The following is a 17,822-nucleotide window of genomic DNA, read 5'->3' on the forward strand; positions in this document are numbered from 1 at the left end:
GCCGCCGAAGTTTGTTCGGGGGCGGGGGGCTCACCATGGTTCGTCCGATTGACAGCTCCGGTTGCGGATGCAAGCAACGGGGAGCGCGCCCGTTGGCGTGCGCCTGGCACATGACAGGCGGGTCCGCCCGCCTAGCGCCGACGGATGAAGGAATATCGCGACGATGAACGGCGTGAGAACACCGATACTGGCTATGCTCGTGGCGGGGCTGGTCGCGGGCTGCACGTCGGTTCCGCCGGACACGTTCGAGCTGTCCTCACCCGCCAATGTCCCCGTCAGGGGCGCGACCCGGGCGCAGATCCTGATCCCCGAGCCGACCGCGATCAAGACGCTCGACAACGACAAGATCGTCGTCAAGACGGCGCCCTACGCCGTCGAGTATCTCGGCCAGAGCCAGTGGAGCGACCGGCTGCCGCGCATGGTGCAGCTGAGGCTTCTGCAGGCCTTCGAAAATACCGGCCGCATCGGCGCCGTCGGCGTGCCGGGGCAGGGACTGGCAATCGACTATCAGCTGGTGATGGAGATCCGCCGCTTCGAGATCGACATCGAGGGCGGCAGGACGGCCCGGATCGACATTTCGGTCAAGGCGCTCAACGATCGCACCGGCTCGGTGCGTCAGACGAGGATTTTCTCGGCATCGGCTCCCGTCACAGGGTCCGGCAACGGCGCCTATGTCGCCGCTTTGAACAGGGCCTTCGATCAGATTTCCGGCGAGATCGTCACGTGGACGCTCGGCCTGATCTAACGGCAAGCTGAAGACGGCGTCACCGGGAGAGCTGATTGATAACGCTTGCGAATGAGCAGGCGTGCTTGGCTTGCGCTCAGCAATCCTTAATCGCAAACCGGTATTCTCTTCCCGTCTGGTCGAATGGTTTTGGGCCGATACCCGGCTCCATCGTCCAAGCTGTTTCGGCGCGCGCGCGATCGCCTCGCAAGATCGGTTGGAGTTCTTGGCGACGCTGCGCTGTCCATCGGAGGTGCGGTCCGTGGTTTTTTCGGAAGAGGAAAGGCGCGAATGGCTCGCGCGCAAGCGTCGGCGGGAAAGACCGAAACCGTTCTTCTTCGATCAGCGGCCGGTGGGCGTGTGCGTCCACTGCGCCATGCCTTTCGGGATGGCCGACGGCACCGTCATCGGCGGCATCGCCATCTGCGACGACTGCGAGGAATGCCAGGACTTTTGAACGGAACGCACGGGCGGCTTCAGCCCGCGTCAGGCCACGACGATGCGTCGGCCGGATTCCCGATCGAAACGATGGAACGCATCGTGGGAGGTGGCAGCCCGCACTTGCGTGCCGGGCTCGAGATGGCTGTAGCCCGCGACCCGGACCGCGACCTCGGGACCGCCCTGCGGCAATCCGCCATAGACGAAGCTCTCCGCACCGACGACCTCGACGCCGTTGACGGTCAGCTCGAAGATCGCGTCTCCCGGCTGCGTCGCGTCAGTCTCTGCGACAAGCCGCATGTGTTCCGGCCTGACGCCGAGGATCTGCGGACGCCCGCCAGGCGACAGAAGATGGTCTGAGGCCGATACGCCCGGCACGCCGCCCTCGCCGACGGGCAGGAGGTTCATCGCCGGCGAACCGATGAAGGTCGCAACGAACAGGCTCGCCGGCTTCTCGTAGACATCCATCGGCGAGCCGACCTGCTCGATCCGACCGGAATTCAGCACCACGAGCTTGTCGGCGAGCGTCATGGCTTCCAGCTGGTCGTGCGTGACGTAAAGGCTCGTCGTTCCCAGCCGGCGTTGCAGCCGTCGGATCTCCGCCCGCATCTGGACACGCAGCTTGGCGTCGAGGTTGGACAAGGGCTCGTCGAAGAGGAAGGCAGCCGGCTCGCGGACCAGAGCCCGTCCCATGGCGACACGCTGGCGCTGCCCGCCGGAAAGCTGCCCCGGCTTGCGGTCGAGAAGCGGGCCGATCTCCAGCATCTTTGCGGCGGCGTCGACCCGCCGGGCGATCTCGTCCGACGCCATCTTGCGGTTCTTCAGGCCGTATTGGAGGTTTCCCCGGACGCTCATATGCGGGTAGAGCGCGTAGTTCTGGAACACCATGGCAATGTCGCGCTCGGCCGGCTCGAGCTCATTGACGACGCGCTCGCCGATCTCGACGGTGCCCGACGATATGGATTCCAGACCCGCCACCATGCGCAGAAGGGTTGACTTGCCGCAGCCGGATGGGCCGACGAGGACGACGAAGCTGCCGTCGGGGATGGAGAGGGATACGCCCTTCACGGCCTCGACATTGCCGGGATAGACCTTGCGCACGTCAGTCAGTTCGATCTTCGCCACGTTACTTTTCCGATTCCACGAGGCCGCGCACGAACCAGCGCTGCATCAGCACCACGACCAGCACCGGCGGGAGAATGGCGAGGATGGAGGTCACCATCACCATGTGCCAGGGCGTATCGGCATCGGCGAAGGAAACCATCTTCCGCAACGCGATGACGATCGTGTTCATCTGATTGTCGTTGGTGACCAGCAGCGGCCAGAGATATTGCGTCCATCCGTAGATGAAGAGGATGACGAACAAAGCCGCGATGTTCGTCTTCGACAGGGGAAGGAGGATGTCCTTCAAAAACCGCAGCGGCCCGGCGCCGTCGATGCGCGCCGCCTCGACCAGCTCCGAGGGAATGGTCATGAAGAACTGCCGGAACAGAAGCGTCGCGGTCGCCGAGGCGATCAGCGGCAGGATCAGGCCGGCATAGGTGTCGATCATGCCGAGATCAACCATCACCTTGTAGGTCGGCAGAATGCGCACCTCGACGGGCAGCATCAGCGTCACGAAGATCAGCCAGAAGAACAGCATCCGGAGCGGGAAGCGGAAGAAGACGACCGCGAAGGCGGAGAGGATGGAGATGAAGATCTTTCCCAGCGCGATGCCGAGCGCCATGACGAGGGTGTTGAACAGGAGCGTCAGAACATCGACGCCGCCGATCCGGCCGATGCCGCCGAAGATCGCTTCGGAATAGTTCGGCACGAACTGGTCGCCCGGCGTCAGCGGCAGCGGCGGGCGCAGGATCGTCGTCAGCGACTGGGTCGAGGCGATGAAGGTGTAGTAGATCGGAAAGGCGACGATCAGGACGCCGAGGATCAGGACCACATGGGCGATGGGGCGGCCGATGCCGCGCTTTTCGATCATCGGGAAAAGCCCTCAGGCATAGTGCACCCGCTTTTCGACATAGCGGAACTGGACGGCGGTCAGAGCGATGACGATGGCCATCAGGATCACCGACTGGGCGGCCGAACCGCCTAGGTCGAGATTGACGAAGCCGTCGTTATAGACCTTGTAGACCAGCGTCTGGGTGGCTTGTGCCGGCCCGCCGCCGGTCACCGCGTCGATGATGCCGAAGGTGTCGAAGAATGCGTAGACGGTGTTCACGACGAGAAGAAAGAACGTCGTCGGCGCGATCAGCGGAAAGACGATCGTCCAGAAACGCTTGGTCGAGGATGCGCCGTCGATGGCCGCCGCCTCGATCAGCGAGCGCGGAACCGACTGGAGCGCGGCCACGAAGAACAGGAAATTGTAGCTGATCTGCTTCCAGGCTGCCGCGACCACGACGAGCAGCATCGCCTGATCGCCGTCGAGCAGCGGGTTCCAGCGATAGCCGGCGCTGCGCAGGAGATAGGCGAATGTGCCCATGGAAGGGTTGAACATGAACAGCCACAAAAGCCCGGCCACCGCCGGAGCAACGGCATAGGGCCAGATCAGCATGGTCCGGTAGAAGCCCTTGCCACGCACCACCTTCTCGGCGGCGGTCGCAAGGAAGAGCGCGAGCGCCATGGCCAGCACCGCCGTCGAGACGCTGAAGACGATCGTGACCTTGACCGAATTCAGGTAATCGGGATCGCCGAGGACCTGGGCAAAGTTCCTGAGGCCGACGAACTGGCTCTTCAGGCCGAAGGGGTCTTCCTTCAGCATCGACTGATAGAGCGCCTGGCTGGCCGGCCAGTAGAAGAAGACGATGGTGATGGCCACCTGCGGCGCAAGCAGCAGATAAGGCAGAAGCTTGTTGGGAAAGACGGCTTTTTGCAACGCGGTGCCTGCGAATGGGGTCCGGCCATCCATCGTGGCCAGGACCGGCTTGGCTGTGAAGGACAGCCTGACCGTTCATCGGCGCCGCCGGGGAGGCGACGCCGTCTGCTTGATCGGGCACTTCGCCTTACTGGACCTCGGCGATCGCCTCGTTGCCAAGCCTGACAATGTTGTCCATCGTCGTCTGGGCATCCTGCTTACCGGCGAGAAGCGCCTCGAACTGCTCGTTCTCGATGTCGCGGATCTGCGGCAGGTTCGGCAGGCGCACGCCCTTGGAGTTCGCCGTCGGCTCCTTGCCCATCATCTGGGTGATCGGCGTCTCGCGGCCGGGATTCTTGTCGTAGAAGCCCGACTTCTTGGTCGCCTCATAGGCCGCCATGGTCACCGGAAGATAGCCCGACTTCTCGTGCAGCTGCTGCTGGATGTCGGTCCGCGACAGGAACTTGAAGAACTCGCCGATGCCCTTGTACTCCTCGTCGGACTTGCCGCCGAAGACCCAGAGGCTGGCGCCGCCCGGAATGGTGTTCTGGGGCGCGCCCTCGGCGTTGGCGTCATAAGGCAGCTGGCCGATGCCGTAATTGATGCCGGATTTCACGACATCACCGAGGCCGCCGGACGATTCGGTGAGGATCCCGCACTCGCCGGAGAGAAAGAGCTGCTTGGCCTCCGAGGTCCGGCCGCCATAGCGGAACACGCCTTCCTTGGCGAGCTCGGCGAGATCCTTGAAATGCTCGACATAGATCGGCGCGTTCAGCTCGAGCTTCACGTCGGTGCCGGCCAGGCCGTTCTCCTCGGTGCCGTAGGGCACGTTGTTCCAGGCCGCGAAGTTCTCCAGATGGATCCAGGTGAGCCAGGTCGAGGTGTAGCCGCAATTGGCCGCGCCGGAGGACTTGATCTTGCGCGCCGCTTCGAAGACCTCCTGCCAGGTCTTCGGCGGATTGGCCGTGTCGAGGCCGGCTTTTTCGAAGATGTCCTTGTTGTAGTAGAGGATCGGCGACGAGGAATTATAGGGGAACGACAACATGGTGCCGTCGGGCTTGGAATAATAAGCGACGATGCCCGGCAGATATTGCGACTTGTCGAATGTCTGTCCGGCGGCCTCGAGCACCTCGGCAACGGGTTTCACCGCGCCCTCGGCGCCCATCATCACGCCGGTGCCGACGTCGAAGACCTGAATGATGCCCGGCGTCTGCTTGGCGCGGAAGGCGGCGATGCCGGCGTTCAGCGTCTCGGGATAGGTGCCCTTGAAGACCGGGACGATCTTGTAGTCCTTCTGGCTGTCGTTGAACTCCTTGGCGAGCGTATCGACGACCTCGTTGTTGGCACCTGTCATGGCGTGCCACCACTGGATTTCGGTCTGGGCGAAGGCGGGCAGGGCAGTCGTCGCGGCGAGAATGCCGGACAGAATCAGGGTGCGAAGGGACATGGGGGTTTCCTCTGAGACAGATGCGGTGGGCCGCTTATTGGTCAGTCTCTGCAACAGCTTGATGACGCCCGAAGATGTGTTCGGGCGGCATCGCCAGCAGGCGTTGACATGACAGTTTTATGACAGGCCCGGTGAGCCCGCAAGGCCAGAGGATTTAAGGCACAATCACGTTGTCTCGCAACGTCATGTGGTCCGGATGAGGGGTCGGGAGGACGGGCGCTCGATCGCCCGTCCTGGCTTGGGACTATGGAGACAGTTTCTGCGATGAACCGGCCGAATGTCGGTCAGGCACCTCGCACAGTCCCGGCGCGAGCTTGAATGGCGGCCAAACCGACTCCATGCCGAGCCGATGCGCTCGGCCTGCCGCGCAGAACCTTTCGTTCGCCGTCAAAGGCAAGTCTGCCGGCTTTTCTCGGCGCTCAGCCGCGAACCGCACCGATCACGGTTTCGACGATGTAATCCTGCGTGTCTTCGCTCAGATAGGCGTGCATCGGCAGGCTGATCACGTCGCGGGACAGGGCGTCGGAGGCAGGAAGTTCGCCACGCGCCACCGGATAGTTCCGGTAGGCGGTCTGGCGATGGAGGGGCTTGGGATAATAGATCGCTGTCGGCACACCCGCCTCGCGCAGCTTCGTCTGCATCTGCGTCCGATCGACACCGTCGGGCAGGCGCACGGTATATTGCGCCCATGTCGAGACGGCGTCGCGCAAGAGCGCCTGCGGCGTGACGACCCCCGAAAGCTTCTGCGAATAGCGTGCCCCGATTCGCTTGCGCGCCGCGATCTCGTCTTCGAAGATCGTCAGCTTTTCCAGAAGGATCGCCGCCTGCAACGTGTCCATCCGGCCGGTCATGCCGATGCGGACGTTGTCGTATTTGTCCTCGAGGTTCTGGCCGTGGACGCGAAGCGACGTCATGATGCCCGCAAGATCGGCGTCATTGGTCTGCACCGCGCCGCCGTCGCCATAGCAGCCGAGCGGCTTTGCCGGGAAGAAGCTGGTCGACACGACGTCGGCCCAGTGGCTCGACATCTTGCCGTCGATCGTCGCGCCGAAGCCCTGGGCGGCGTCGGAGACGAGTTTCAGGCCGTGCGCGTCGGCCAGTTTGCGGATGGCCGGATAGTCTGCGGCCTGACCGAACAGATCGACGGCGATGATCGCCCGCGGCTGCAGGTCACCCTTGGCCTTTACCTCGGCGATCGCCGCTTCCAGGCTGGCGACGTCCATGTTGAATGTCGCGATGTCGACGTCGACGAAATAGGGCGTCGCGCCAAGAAGTGCGACCACCTCGGCGGTCGCGGCGAAGGTGAAGCTCGGGCAGAACACCGCGTCGCCGGGGCCGATCTGCCAGGCCATCAACGGCAGCGACAAAGCGTCGGTGCCGGAGGAGCAGGAGATCGTGTGCTCCATGCCGCCGAAGGCCGAAAGCGCGGCCTCCAGTTCGCGCATCTCGGGGCCCATGACATAGGCGCCGTGATCGAGCACGGCGGCGATCCGCCGATCGACCTTGTCGCGGATGCGGTCGCGCTGGGTGGCAAGATCGATGAGCGGGATGGTCTGCATGCCTCAGGCCCTTGGAAAGATTGCGAATCGTATGTGAGGTGGCTAGCCGACGAGGTGCGCCAAATTAAGCCCGCGCGCCACTCAAGTTTGGTGTCGCAAGCTTACGACGGTGATCACGGCACTCTGGCGCGGCGTCAACCGCGGGCGGCACGTCCTCAGCCGGCCTTTTTTTCCGCAAGCGTTCCGAGGATGTACATCGCGATCGTCGATCCGGCGATGGCCGTGATGTCGGCGTGGTCATAAGGCGGCGAGACCTCGACGACGTCGGCGCCGACCAGCTGAAGGTTCTTCAGGTGCCGGAGGACGGCCAGCATCTTGGCGCTGGAGGGACCGCCCGAAACCGGCGTGCCGGTGCCGGGGGCGAAAGCGGCGTCGAGGCAGTCGATGTCGAAGGTGAGATAGACATTGGTGCCGCCGGTGCGCTCGTAGATCCGCGCGGCGATCTCGGCGCTCTTCATCTCCTCGATCTCTTCGCCGCCGAGGATCTCGATGCCGCAGGTTTCCGGCGCATGGGTGCGGATGCCGATCTGGATCGAGGTTGCCGGATCAATCAGCCCGTCCTCCACCGCCTGTTTGACGAAGGAGCCGTGATCGACGCGGGGTCTGCCATTGCTCCCCGTCGCGACCGGCCAGGTATCCTGATGGGCGTCGAACTGGACCAGCGACAATCTGCCGTGTCTGGCCGCATGGGCCTGAAGCAGGGGGTAGGTCACCGAATGATCGCCGCCGAGGGTCAGGAGAAAGCCGGTTTTCTTCAGGATCACGGAGGCTTCCTCGAAGATCGAGCTGTGCGCGGTTTCGGGCAGGCGGTAATCCAGGAGGCAATCGCCATAGTCGACCACGGCAAGCGCTTCGAAGAGGTCGCGGTCGAAGGGATATTGCGGATCGTTGTCGAAGATCGCCGAAGCGCGGCGCAGCGCCTGCGGCCCGAAGCGGGTCCCCGGCCGGTTCGAAACCGCGCTGTCGAAGGGGATGCCCCAGATGGTGACGTCAGAGCCATCGACGTCCTTGGTGAAGCGCCGCCGAAGGAAGGAAAGAGCGCCGGCATAGGTCGGATCGCTGGCGCCCTCGCGGTCGCCGCCGGCCGTGAAGGCGTGATCGATGGATTTTCCGGACATGTTTCGCCCCTCGCCATTGGTCTGCGTTGCCGCAGTTAGGGCGTGACGACGAAAAGTCGGACATGCGCGACCAATTTGCGCCGGTTTTCGCCGAACGAAGGTCAGCCAGTGCAATGGCTCTTGCTTCGATGATCGCGCCGGTCCACTTTGACGTAAACGTCAATCGGAGGAGACGAAACCATGGCCGGAACACTCAAAGGCAAGACCATTCTCATGTCTGGCGGCTCGCGCGGCATCGGCCTCGCCATCGCGCTGAGAGCCGCGCGGGACGGCGCCAACGTCGTGATCGCGGCCAAGACCGACCAGCCGCATCCCAAGCTTCCCGGCACCATCCACACGGCGGTGGAAGAGATCGAGAAGGCCGGCGGCAAGGGGCTCGCCGTCCTTTGCGACATCCGCGAGGAGGAGCAGGTTCGCGCGGCGGTCGACAAGGCGGTGGAGCGCTTCGGCGGCATCGACATCTGCGTCAACAACGCCTCGGCCATCCAGCTCACCGACACGCTGTCGACCGACATGAAGCGCTACGACCTGATGAACGGCGTGAATGCGCGTGGCACCTTCCTCGTCTCCAAATGCTGCATCCCGCATCTGAAGAAGGCCGAGAACCCGCATATCCTGACCCTGTCGCCGCCGCTCGACATGCAGACCAAGTGGTTCGCCGGCCATGTCGCCTATTCGATGGCGAAGTTCGGCATGTCGATGGTGACGCTCGGCCTTGCGGGCGAATTGAAGGATGACGGCATCGCCGCCAACTCGCTCTGGCCGCTGACGGTGATCGACACGGCGGCCGTCAGAAACGTCCTCGGCGGCGCGCCGCTCGCCTCGATGAGCCGCTCGCCCGAGATCGTCGCCGACGCCGCCCATGCGATCCTGACGAAGCCCTCGCGGGAATGCTCGGGCAACTTCTTCATCGACGAGCTCGTGCTGGCGGAGGAGGGCGTCACCGACTTTTCGCCATACGGGCCTGAAAGCGGCCAGCCCATGGCCGACTTCTTCGTTCCGGACGAAGCCTTCGAAAAGGCGCAGACGAAAGTGAAGCGCCAGCCCGCCGGATGATTTGAGGAGGCAGCGATTCCCGAGCCCCTCATCCTGAGGCGCGGAGCCGGTTGAAGACCGGCGGAGCCTCGAAGGGCGAGGGGCGTCTAGCGCACCCCTCAAGCCATCGCGAGGGCTTGCCTTGCACCGCCGTTGCCCCGCTCCCTCGCCCTTCGAGGCCGCCTTTGGCGGCACCTCAGGATGAGGGCGCTCGGATTTGGACGCGGGGAGGCGGCGGCACCGGTGACGGTGGCTGCGTTGAAGCTCTGCCTCGATCGTGGAAGAGTAGCCGCCACGCCAGCTATCGGGAACGCAGCTAAGGCGGTCCCCAGCCCCTCATCCTGAGGTGCGGAGCCGGTTGCACGACGGGCGGAGCCTCGAAGGGCGAGGGGCGCTTGGCGCAACCCTCAAGCCATCGCGGGGGCTTGCCTTGCACCGCCGGTGCCCCGCACCCTCGCCCTTCGAGGCCGCCTTCGGCGTCACCTCAGAATGAGGGCGCTCGGGTCTGGAACGCGAAAAGGCCGCAGCGGGAAAACCTCGCTGCGGCCTTTTCGCGATTCGCTTGTCCTGATGCGGTCCCGAAGCGGCGGGGCCGGCCGGAGACTACTTGATCTTGGTCTCGCGGAACTCGACGTGCTTGCGCGCGATCGGGTCGTATTTGGTCTTGGTCATCTTGTCGGTCATCGTGCGCGAATTCTTGCGCGTGACGTAGAAAAAGCCGGTGTCGACAGTGGACAGGAGCTTGATCTTGATGGTGGTCGCCTTGGCCATGGTCTTCCTCGAGTGATGCTACGCAGGAACGATCCCGGTCGGGCGAACCCTTCCGCAATCGACCGCTGGCCTGCGCCGATGGATGTCTTGCCGGTCAGATCCGAATGGGAAATCCGCAAAGCATGAAAGCATAGCGGTCAGCCCGTCGCTCGGCGCCGGTAAATTCGGCCGGACAATAGCCATGGGTTGTCTTGTGTCAAGAGCGTTACCGCTTTCCGCCTGGCTTGGCTGTCGGTCCGCCGCTCAGCTGCGCGCGGCGAACAGCCGCCCGAGCGCCAGCGCCAGATAGATCGCGAAGAACAAGGCCAGCGACCAGGCGAAGCCGTTCGGCCCGAAGAGGTCCATGGCGGTGCCGATGGTCTGCGGCCCGATCAGCATGCCGGCCGAGTAGCAGAAGATGAAGGCGGCGTTGGCGTCGGCGAGGTCGGCGGCCGGCAGGCGCGCGCCGAGATGGGCGAGGCCGACGGTGTAGAGCCCGGCGACGACGCCGCCCCAAAGGAACAGGACACCGGCCATCAGCCACCAGTCCTCGACGAGGACCGGCAGGCACAAGGTGCCGATGAGACCGACGCCGGCGCAGATCGACAGAAGCGTGCGTCGGTCCTTGACGCGGTCCGACATCAGGCCGATGGGGATCTGCATCAGGACGTTGCCGATGCCGACGGCGGTGAGAAGCTGCGCCGCGGCTGACTCGGAAAAGCCGACGCGCTCGCCATAGACCGGAAACAGCGCGAAACCGCCCGCCTCGACCGCGCCGAAGACGAGCACCGCCCCCGTCGCCGTCGGCACCGCGAAGATGTGGCGCCAGAACGAGCCTTGACGGCGCTCCTTGGAGATCACCGGCTGGCGGCTCCAGGCGATGAATAGCGGGATCGCCGAAAGGAGGATGACGCCGGCGCCGATGCCGAAGGGCAGGAAGCCCTGGCTGCCGACCTGGGAGAAAATCCAGGGACCCAAGGCAAAGCCGAGCGACAGAACGGTCGCGTAGATGCCGAGGACGAGGCCCCGCTTTCCCGGCGGGGCAGCGGCGTTGATCCAGAATTCCGACAGGACGAAGAGCGCGGTGATGGCGAAGTGGAAGACCAGCCGCAGCGGGAACCACATCCAGAACGGTGCGAAGAAGAACGCGACCGCCGAAACGCTGGCGAGGACGATCGATATCAGCATCGTCAGGCTCACGGAGAGCCGCATTGCGATCGGCGTGATGAAGGCGGCGGCGGCCAGCGAGGCGCCGCCGGCCACCGCCGCGTTGAGACCTATCATCGAGGAGGAAATGCCGCGCCGTTCGAGAATGACCGACAACAGCGGCAGCCCGAGGCCCAGCGCGATGCCGACAGCGCTGATCGAGGCGATGGCCGCGGCGGCCGTGAGCCAATCGACGGATTCGAGTTCGGCTTCCGCTTCGGCGACGATGTCGTCGGGGGTCGATCGCTCCAATGCTTTATTCCCGGGTGGGCTTTGCCCGGTCAGGCGCGGCCGGACCGGTAAGTGCGGCCCCGAGGCCGCTCAGGCCGGACGGTGCAGCGTCGCCCGGAACTCGTCCAGCCGTGTCGATCGAATGGTCGGGGCGCTGCGTCATGTCAGATGAGATCTTTCCGAAATCCGCCGTCCACCACGCGGTAGAACGGCATCTCGTGCGAGGCGTCGAGCCAGGTTCCGTCTTCTATCCGCGTCGTGACGTCCTGAAGAACGCTCCGGGTGATCGGCGCGAGGGAATGATCGGACAGCGCCGACGTCGGAACCCAGGCGATTTCGTCGAATTCGTCGGTCGGTGGCTCGAAGGTTTCGCTGATAGCGCTAAGACGTGAGGCATTGATGACGAAGAAGCGCGTGTCGAAGCGGCGCGGCGCGCCCTCCGGCGTGATCGCCCGGGCGACCGGCACGAGCCACCCGGCCGCCGGGGTCAGCCCGCGCTCGGCAAATGCCGCAAAGGCCGTCGGCACGCGGCCCTGCGGCGGTCGGTCTTCGGCGATCAGGAGGCCGGTTTCCTCGAATGTCTCGCGTATCGCCGCAAGGGCGAGGGCGGCGGCGTCGCGCGCCGTGAAGACCGACGACGTCGAGGCGCAGAGCCGGGTGTCGGCATCGGCGGCGAGTTCGAAGCCATCGGCGTAATCGCGATCGAACTGCTCGACCCGGCCGCCGGGGAAGACGAAGCGGTTCGCCATGAAGACATGCGCCTTGCCTCTGAGGCCCATCAGGAAGCGCGGCTCGCCGCGGCTTTCGTCGACGATGATCAGCGTCGCTGCGTCGCGGACGGTGGTGGCGACCGCTTCACCGCCTTGCGCCTGAACCGCGAGGCGTTCGGCTTCGAGGGCTTCCAGACGCTCATCGTCCGTCACCCGAAGGTCTCCTCGGGCTCGCCCGTGTCGGAAAAACCGCCCATCTTCAGCGCCCATTGCAGGCCGATGGTCGCGCCCTTGAGCGGCTGCAGGAGAACGAGGCTGAGGACGATCGTCACGGGAACCCAGATCGCCAGATGCTCCCACATCGTCAGCTCGACGGCTTCCTCCATGCCCATGAAACCGGCGACGACGACGTGGCCGACGATGAAGACGGTGAGATAGGGCGGCAGGTCGTCGGCGCGGTGATGGTGGATCGCGAGCCCGCAGGCGTCGCATTCATGCACCGATTTCAGAAATCCCTTGAACAGCCGGCCCTTTGCGCAGCGCGGGCACTGGCCCCTGAAGCCACGCCACATCGAGGTTCCGAGCAACCGTTTCTTGCTGGCCGGGCGCCACTCGGCGGTGTCTGCGGGGACGGCTTGCCTTGCCTCGGTCATCGCCTTCTCCTCGCCTTCGGCCCGCCCTTCCGGTCCCGCGCCTTGGTGCGGCCACGGCTCTGGCTCTTGTGGAAAGAGCCCGTCGCGACCGGCAGCTTGCGTGGCTCGCTCAGCATCTCGAACTGCAGCGAGCCGGCGAGCGGCAGGGCCTCGACGAGGCGAACCTCTACCGTATCGCCGAGGCGATAGCCATGGCCGGAGCGGTCGCCGACGAGGCAGCGGGAGGCCTCGTCGAAGTGGAAATATTCGTTGCCCAGCGTCGAGATCGGCACGAAGCCGTCGGCGCCATAGGTCGGCAGCTGGACGAAGAGCCCGGCCTTGGTGACGCCGCCGACGCGGCCGTCGAAGGTCTCGCCGACCCGCTCGGCCAGATGATGGGCGATCAGCCGGTCGACGGTGTCGCGCTCGGCCGCCATGGCGCGGCGTTCGGCCCTTGATATCTCCTCGGCGGTCTCGGCGAGGAGCTCCTCGTCCTCTTTCGACAGGCCGCCTTCGCCAAGCGAGAGTGCCGTCACCAGCGCCCGGTGGACGATGAGATCGGCATAGCGGCGGATCGGCGAGGTGAAATGGGCGTAACGGGCGAGGTTGAGGCCGAAATGGCCGAGATTGTCCGGCGTATAGACCGCCTGGGATTGCGAGCGCAGCACCACCTCGTTGACCAGCGATTCGTTGTCGCCGCCCTTCACCCGCGAAAGGATCTGGTTGAAATGCGAGGGCCGCAGCGAGCCGGCCTTGGCCAGCGGAATCTCCAGCGTCTTCAGGAATTCGCGCAGGCCCTCGAGCTTCGACATCGAGGGCGCGTCATGGGCGCGGTAGATCAGCTGCTGGCGCTTTTTCTCCAGCGTCTCGGCCGCCGCGACATTGGCGAGGATCATGAACTCCTCGATCAGCTTGTGGGCGTCGAGGCGCATCGGCACGACGACCTTGTCGACCTTGCCGCTCGCATCGAGCTTCAGCCGGCGCTCGGGCAGATCGAGATCCAGGGGCTGGCGGCGGTCCCGGGCGAGCCGCACGAGCCGATAGGCCTCCCACAAGGGTTTCAGGACGGTCTCGACGATTTCCGGCGCGACATCTCCGGTCGCGCCGTCGATCGCCGCCTGCGCCTGTTCATAGGCGAGCTTCGCCCGGCTTTGCATCATGATGCGGTGGAAGGTGTGGCCGCGCTTTTCGCCATCGGCGCCGATGGTCAGGCGAACGGCGAGGGCAGGGCGATCGACGCCCTCCTTCAGCGAACACAGATCGTTGGAGATCTTCTCCGGCAGCATCGGCACGACCCGGTCGGGGAAATAGACCGAATTGCCGCGCATGCGGGCTTCGTTGTCGAGCTTCGATGCCGGGCGGACGTACCAGGACACGTCGGCGATGGCGACGGTGACGAGGAAGCCGCCGGGATTGGCCGGGTCCTCGTCCGGCACGGCATGGACCGCGTCGTCGTGGTCCTTGGCGTCGGCGGGGTCGATGGTGACGAGAGGCAGGCGTCGCCAGTCCTCGCGGTCCTTCATCGTCGCCGGGCCGGCGCGCTCGGCCTCGTCGAGCACGGGTTTCGGGAAGACGTGGGGAATGCCGTGGGCGTGCAGCGCGATGGAGGAGATGGCGCGCTCCGAGCCGATCGAGCCGACCACCTCGATGACGCTCGCCACCGGAAGGCCGATGCGCCGGCGCGGGCCGGCCTCGACCTCGACGAGGTCGCCGTCGCTGGCGCCTTTGGTGTCGGCCGGCGGGATCATGTATTCGAGCTGCTTGCGCTCGACGGGCTCGACCCGGCCGCCACCGCCCGGCGTTGCCCGGAAGACGCCGAGCGAGAGCGTGCGGCGCTTTTCGAGCACGCGGATGATCTTCAGATGGCGCTCGCCGTCGCCGCTATCTTCGTCGTCCGCCTCGACGACGCGTGCAAGCACCCGCTCGCCGACGCCGGGGGCCTGGCCCTTGTCGCGGTCGATGCGCACGGCAAGGCGCGGCGGCTCGCCATCTTCGACCCGGTCCCAGGTGACCGGCTCGCCGAGCAGCGCGCCTTCCTCGTCGCGGCGGCGGATCTCGAAAACGCCAACCGGGGGGAGCGCGCCCGGCGTCTTGAACTTACGCCGGTCGCCGGAGATGACCCCCTCGTCCTTCAACTCTGCGAGGAGGAACTTCAGGGCCACGCGATCATCGCCCTTGACGCCGAAGGCCTTGGCGATCTCGCGCTTCGACGCCCGGCCGGGATTGTCGGCGACGAAGCGCAGGACGGCCTCGCGTGTCAGCGTCGGGGTCTTTTCCTGTCCGGCATCGCGTCGCGCCATGTCGCTCAGTCCGCGTCCCAGGGAACGCTGTCGGAAGCCTCCGCCGAGACCTTTGCCTTCGAGGCCGATCCCGTCTTGGTGGCGCTGCTCTTGGATTTCGAAGCGCTCTTGGCTTTCGGCTTGGCGGCCTTGGCCGCGCCATTGGCCGCCTTGCCGGCGGCGGCCTTTTTCGGCGCGGCCTTCTTCTTGGCGCCGGAGCCTTTGGCGCCGGTCTTTTCCGCGCGCTCGGTCAGAAGCTGGATCGCCTCTTCGAGGGTCACCGACGCCGGGTCCTTGGCCTTCGGCAGGGTGGCGTTGATCTTGCCGGTGTTGACGTAGGGCCCGAAGCGGCCGTCGCGCACGGTGATCTCGCCGCCGAGCGTCGGGTGCTCGCCGAGCGTGGCGATCGCGGCCGGCTTGCCGCGCCCGCGTCCGCCCTTTTCCTTCTTCTCGGCGATCACCGTCACGGCGCGGTTGAGCCCGACCTCGAAGACGTCCTCGATCGTTTCCAGATTGGCATACATGCCGTCATGCTGGAGGAATGGGCCGTAGCGGCCGAGGCCGGCGAGGATCGGCTTGCCGCTTTCGGGATGGGTGCCGACCTCGCGGGGCAGCGACAGGAGCCGCAGCGCCTTTTCCAGATCGATCTCGGAGGCCTGCCAGCCCTTGGGCAAGGACGAGCGCTTGGCCTCCTTGCCCTCGCCGCGCTGCACATAGGGGCCGAAGCGTCCGGAGCGCAGCGTCACCGGTTCGCCGGTTTCGGGATCTGTCCCGAGATCCTTCGGCCCGTCGGCCGTCTCGCCATCGGCGCCGTCGCCTGAAAGGCTGGTGCCGAGCTGCCTTGTATAGCCGCATTCGGGATAGTTCGAGCAGCCGACGAAGGCGCCGAACTTGCCGAGCTTCAGGGACAGTTTGCCATCGCCGCAGCGCGGGCAGGCGCGCGGCTCGGTTCCGTCTTCCTTCGGCGGGAAGACCAGCGGCGCGAGTTCCTCGTTGAGCGCGTCGAGGACGTCGGAGACACGCAGCTCCTTGGTGCCTTCGACATGGCCGGAAAAGTCCTGCCAGAAGTCGCGCAGCACGTCCTTCCAGGCAAGTTCGCCGGCCGAGATCTTGTCGAGCTTTTCCTCGAGATCGGCGGTGAAGTCGTACTCGATGTAGCGCTCGAAGAAATTGTGCAGGAAGGCCGTGACCAGCCGGCCCTTCGCCTCGGGCAGCAACTTCTTCTTGTCGACGACGATATATTCACGGTCCTGCAGGGTCTGCAGCGTCGCGGCGTATGTCGACGGGCGGCCGATGCCGAGTTCTTCCATGCGCTTGATGAGCGAGGCTTCGGAGAAGCGCGGTGGCGGCTCGGTGAAATGCTGGTCGGCGTCGATGCCCTTGCGATCGATGCTCTCTCTTGCCGCCATCTGAGGCAGGCGGGCGTCGTCGCTCTCGTCGTCGGTGTCGGATTTGGAATCGTCACGGTGGTCGACATAGGCGGCGAGGAAGCCGTCGAACTTGACGACCTGTCCGGATGCCCGCAGCTTCGCCGTCTTGCCACCACCCTTGGCGTCGATGTCGACGGTCGTGCGCTCGATCTCGGCCGAGGCCATCTGGCTGGCGATGCCGCGCTTCCAGATCATGTCATAGAGCCGGAACTGATCGGGATCGAGGAAGCGCTTCACATCCTGGGGCGTGCGGGTGAAGTCCGTCGGGCGGATCGCCTCATGGGCTTCCTGGGCGTTCTTCGCCTTGGTCGAATAAAAGCGCGGCTTTTCCGGCACGTATCGCTCGCCGAAGCTGCCGCCGATGGCCGAACGGGCACCGTCGATCGCCTCGGGCGCCATCTGCACGCCGTCGGTTCGCATATAGGTGATGAGACCGGCCGTCTCGCCGCCGATGTCGATGCCCTCATAGAGCCGCTGCGCCACCTGCATGGTGCGCGAGGCCGAGAAGCCGAGCTTGGCGGAAGCCGCCTGCTGCAGCGTCGAGGTGGTGAAGGGCGGTCCGGGATTGCGCCGGGTGGGCTTCGCCTCGACGCTGTCGACCACGAAGCTCGCCGAATCGAGCATCGTCTTGATCGTGCCGGCGATATCGCCGTTCTTGATCGTCAGCCGCTGAATCTTTTCGCCGTCGAAGGCCGTCAGCCGCGCGTCGAACGCCTCGTTCCGCTCGGTCGCGAGATGGGCGACGATCGACCAGTATTCCTCCGGCTTGAAGCGCTCGATCTCCGATTCGCGGTCGCATACGAGGCGCAGCGCCACCGACTGGACGCGGCCGGCCGAGCGGGCGCCGGGCAGCTTGCGCCACAGGACCGGCGAGAGCGTGAAGCCGACGAGATAGTCGAGCGCGCGGCGGGCGAGATAGGCGTCGACCAGCGGCTCGTCGATCTGGCGCGGATTGGCCATCGCGTCGAGGACGGCCTTCTTGGTGATGGCGTTGAAGACGACGCGGCTGACCGGCTTCTTGCCGATCGCCTTCTTCTGGCGCAGCACTTCCAGCACGTGCCAGGAAATCGCCTCGCCCTCTCTGTCGGGGTCGGTGGCGAGAACGAGGGCATCGGCACCCTTTACCGCCTGGGCGATCTCGTTGAGCCGCTTCTGCGAGGGCTTGCCGACCTCCCAGCTCATCTCGAAATCTTCGTCCGGACGCACTGATCCGTCCTTCGGCGGCAGATCGCGGACGTGTCCATAGGAGGCGATGACCTGATAGCCATTGCCGAGATATTTATTGATCGTCTTCGCTTTGGCCGGCGATTCGACGATAACGACGTCCATAAGTGTCCTGTTCGCGATCTAGCTTGGCAGATACGGGCTCAAAGCCGCGCCCGATTCGCAAAAAACCCGGCACAGAGCATGCGTCA

15 protein-coding genes are annotated in these 17,822 nt (G+C 65.2%); 3 read left to right on the plus strand and 12 right to left on the minus strand.

All coding sequences use genetic code 11. The annotated features are described in order from the left end of the window. Nucleotides 1–163 precede the first annotated feature (163 nt). Both J6595_RS07320 and J6595_RS07325 read left to right on the plus strand, forming a co-directional pair. Nucleotides 164–745, plus strand: coding sequence for an ABC-type transport auxiliary lipoprotein family protein (locus J6595_RS07320; protein WP_209593782.1), 582 nt, complete (start codon nucleotides 164–166; stop codon nucleotides 743–745). A gap of 61 nt (nucleotides 746–806) precedes the next feature. Then, nucleotides 807–1,181, plus strand: a complete 375-nt coding sequence (locus J6595_RS07325) for a hypothetical protein (protein WP_209593783.1) — start codon at nucleotides 807–809, stop codon at nucleotides 1,179–1,181. Nucleotides 1,182–1,210: 29 nt separating this feature from the next. Here J6595_RS07325 and J6595_RS07330 read toward each other — a convergent pair whose 3' ends face one another. From J6595_RS07330 to speB, 6 genes are all read right to left on the minus strand, one after another. Then, entirely contained in the window at nucleotides 1,211–2,287 is a 1,077-nt protein-coding gene (locus tag J6595_RS07330; protein ID WP_209593784.1) for a sn-glycerol-3-phosphate import ATP-binding protein UgpC, read from the minus strand. A 1-nt stretch (nucleotide 2,288) separates the two neighbouring features. Further along, nucleotides 2,289–3,137 (minus strand): sn-glycerol-3-phosphate ABC transporter permease UgpE, encoded by an 849-nt coding sequence (gene ugpE, locus J6595_RS07335; protein ID WP_209593785.1) that lies wholly within the window; start codon nucleotides 3,135–3,137, stop codon nucleotides 2,289–2,291. A gap of 12 nt (nucleotides 3,138–3,149) precedes the next feature. Beyond that, on the minus strand, nucleotides 3,150–4,031 hold the full coding sequence (ugpA, locus tag J6595_RS07340) for a sn-glycerol-3-phosphate ABC transporter permease UgpA (RefSeq protein ID WP_209593786.1): 882 nt from the start codon (nucleotides 4,029–4,031) through the stop codon (nucleotides 3,150–3,152). A gap of 127 nt (nucleotides 4,032–4,158) precedes the next feature. Then, a complete protein-coding gene (gene ugpB, locus J6595_RS07345; protein WP_209593787.1) occupies nucleotides 4,159–5,457 on the minus strand; it encodes a sn-glycerol-3-phosphate ABC transporter substrate-binding protein UgpB in 1,299 nt (432 codons plus the stop codon). A gap of 419 nt (nucleotides 5,458–5,876) precedes the next feature. Further along, entirely contained in the window at nucleotides 5,877–7,016 is a 1,140-nt protein-coding gene (locus J6595_RS07350; protein ID WP_209593788.1) for a DegT/DnrJ/EryC1/StrS family aminotransferase, read from the minus strand. A 155-nt stretch (nucleotides 7,017–7,171) separates the two neighbouring features. Next, nucleotides 7,172–8,134: an agmatinase gene (speB, locus tag J6595_RS07355; RefSeq protein ID WP_209593789.1), complete on the minus strand. Its 963-nt coding sequence runs from the start codon at nucleotides 8,132–8,134 to the stop codon at nucleotides 7,172–7,174. Between the two features lie 180 nt (nucleotides 8,135–8,314). Here speB and J6595_RS07360 point away from each other — a divergent pair, with 180 nt between their 5' ends. Continuing rightward, nucleotides 8,315–9,190, plus strand: coding sequence for an SDR family oxidoreductase (locus J6595_RS07360; RefSeq protein WP_209593790.1), 876 nt, complete (start codon nucleotides 8,315–8,317; stop codon nucleotides 9,188–9,190). A gap of 582 nt (nucleotides 9,191–9,772) precedes the next feature. On the opposite strand, the gene rpmG is transcribed toward J6595_RS07360, so the two are convergent. The 6 genes from rpmG to topA all read right to left on the minus strand — a co-directional run bounded on the left by rpmG (nucleotide 9,773) and on the right by topA (nucleotide 17,736). Further along, entirely contained in the window at nucleotides 9,773–9,940 is a 168-nt protein-coding gene (rpmG, locus tag J6595_RS07365) for a 50S ribosomal protein L33 (protein WP_209593791.1), read from the minus strand. A gap of 243 nt (nucleotides 9,941–10,183) precedes the next feature. Continuing rightward, entirely contained in the window at nucleotides 10,184–11,377 is a 1,194-nt protein-coding gene (locus J6595_RS07370) for an MFS transporter (RefSeq protein WP_209593792.1), read from the minus strand. A gap of 143 nt (nucleotides 11,378–11,520) precedes the next feature. Continuing rightward, nucleotides 11,521–12,279, minus strand: coding sequence for an NUDIX hydrolase (locus tag J6595_RS07375; RefSeq protein ID WP_209593793.1), 759 nt, complete (start codon nucleotides 12,277–12,279; stop codon nucleotides 11,521–11,523). Further along, complete coding sequence (locus tag J6595_RS07380; RefSeq protein ID WP_209593794.1) at nucleotides 12,276–12,719, minus strand: DUF983 domain-containing protein; 444 nt, start codon at nucleotides 12,717–12,719, stop codon at nucleotides 12,276–12,278. The genes J6595_RS07375 and J6595_RS07380 overlap by 4 nt, the downstream gene beginning before the upstream one ends. Further along, a complete protein-coding gene (gene rnr / locus J6595_RS07385) occupies nucleotides 12,716–14,998 on the minus strand; it encodes a ribonuclease R (protein WP_209593795.1) in 2,283 nt (760 codons plus the stop codon). Before rnr ends, J6595_RS07380 begins: the two co-directional genes overlap by 4 nt. A gap of 5 nt (nucleotides 14,999–15,003) precedes the next feature. Further along, a complete protein-coding gene (gene topA / locus J6595_RS07390) occupies nucleotides 15,004–17,736 on the minus strand; it encodes a type I DNA topoisomerase (protein ID WP_209593796.1) in 2,733 nt (910 codons plus the stop codon). Nucleotides 17,737–17,822: the final 86 nt, after the last annotated feature.

Origin of the sequence: Jiella mangrovi, assembly GCF_017815135.1 — a bacterium.
Taxonomy (GTDB): Bacteria; Pseudomonadota; Alphaproteobacteria; order Rhizobiales; family Rhizobiaceae; genus Jiella; species Jiella mangrovi.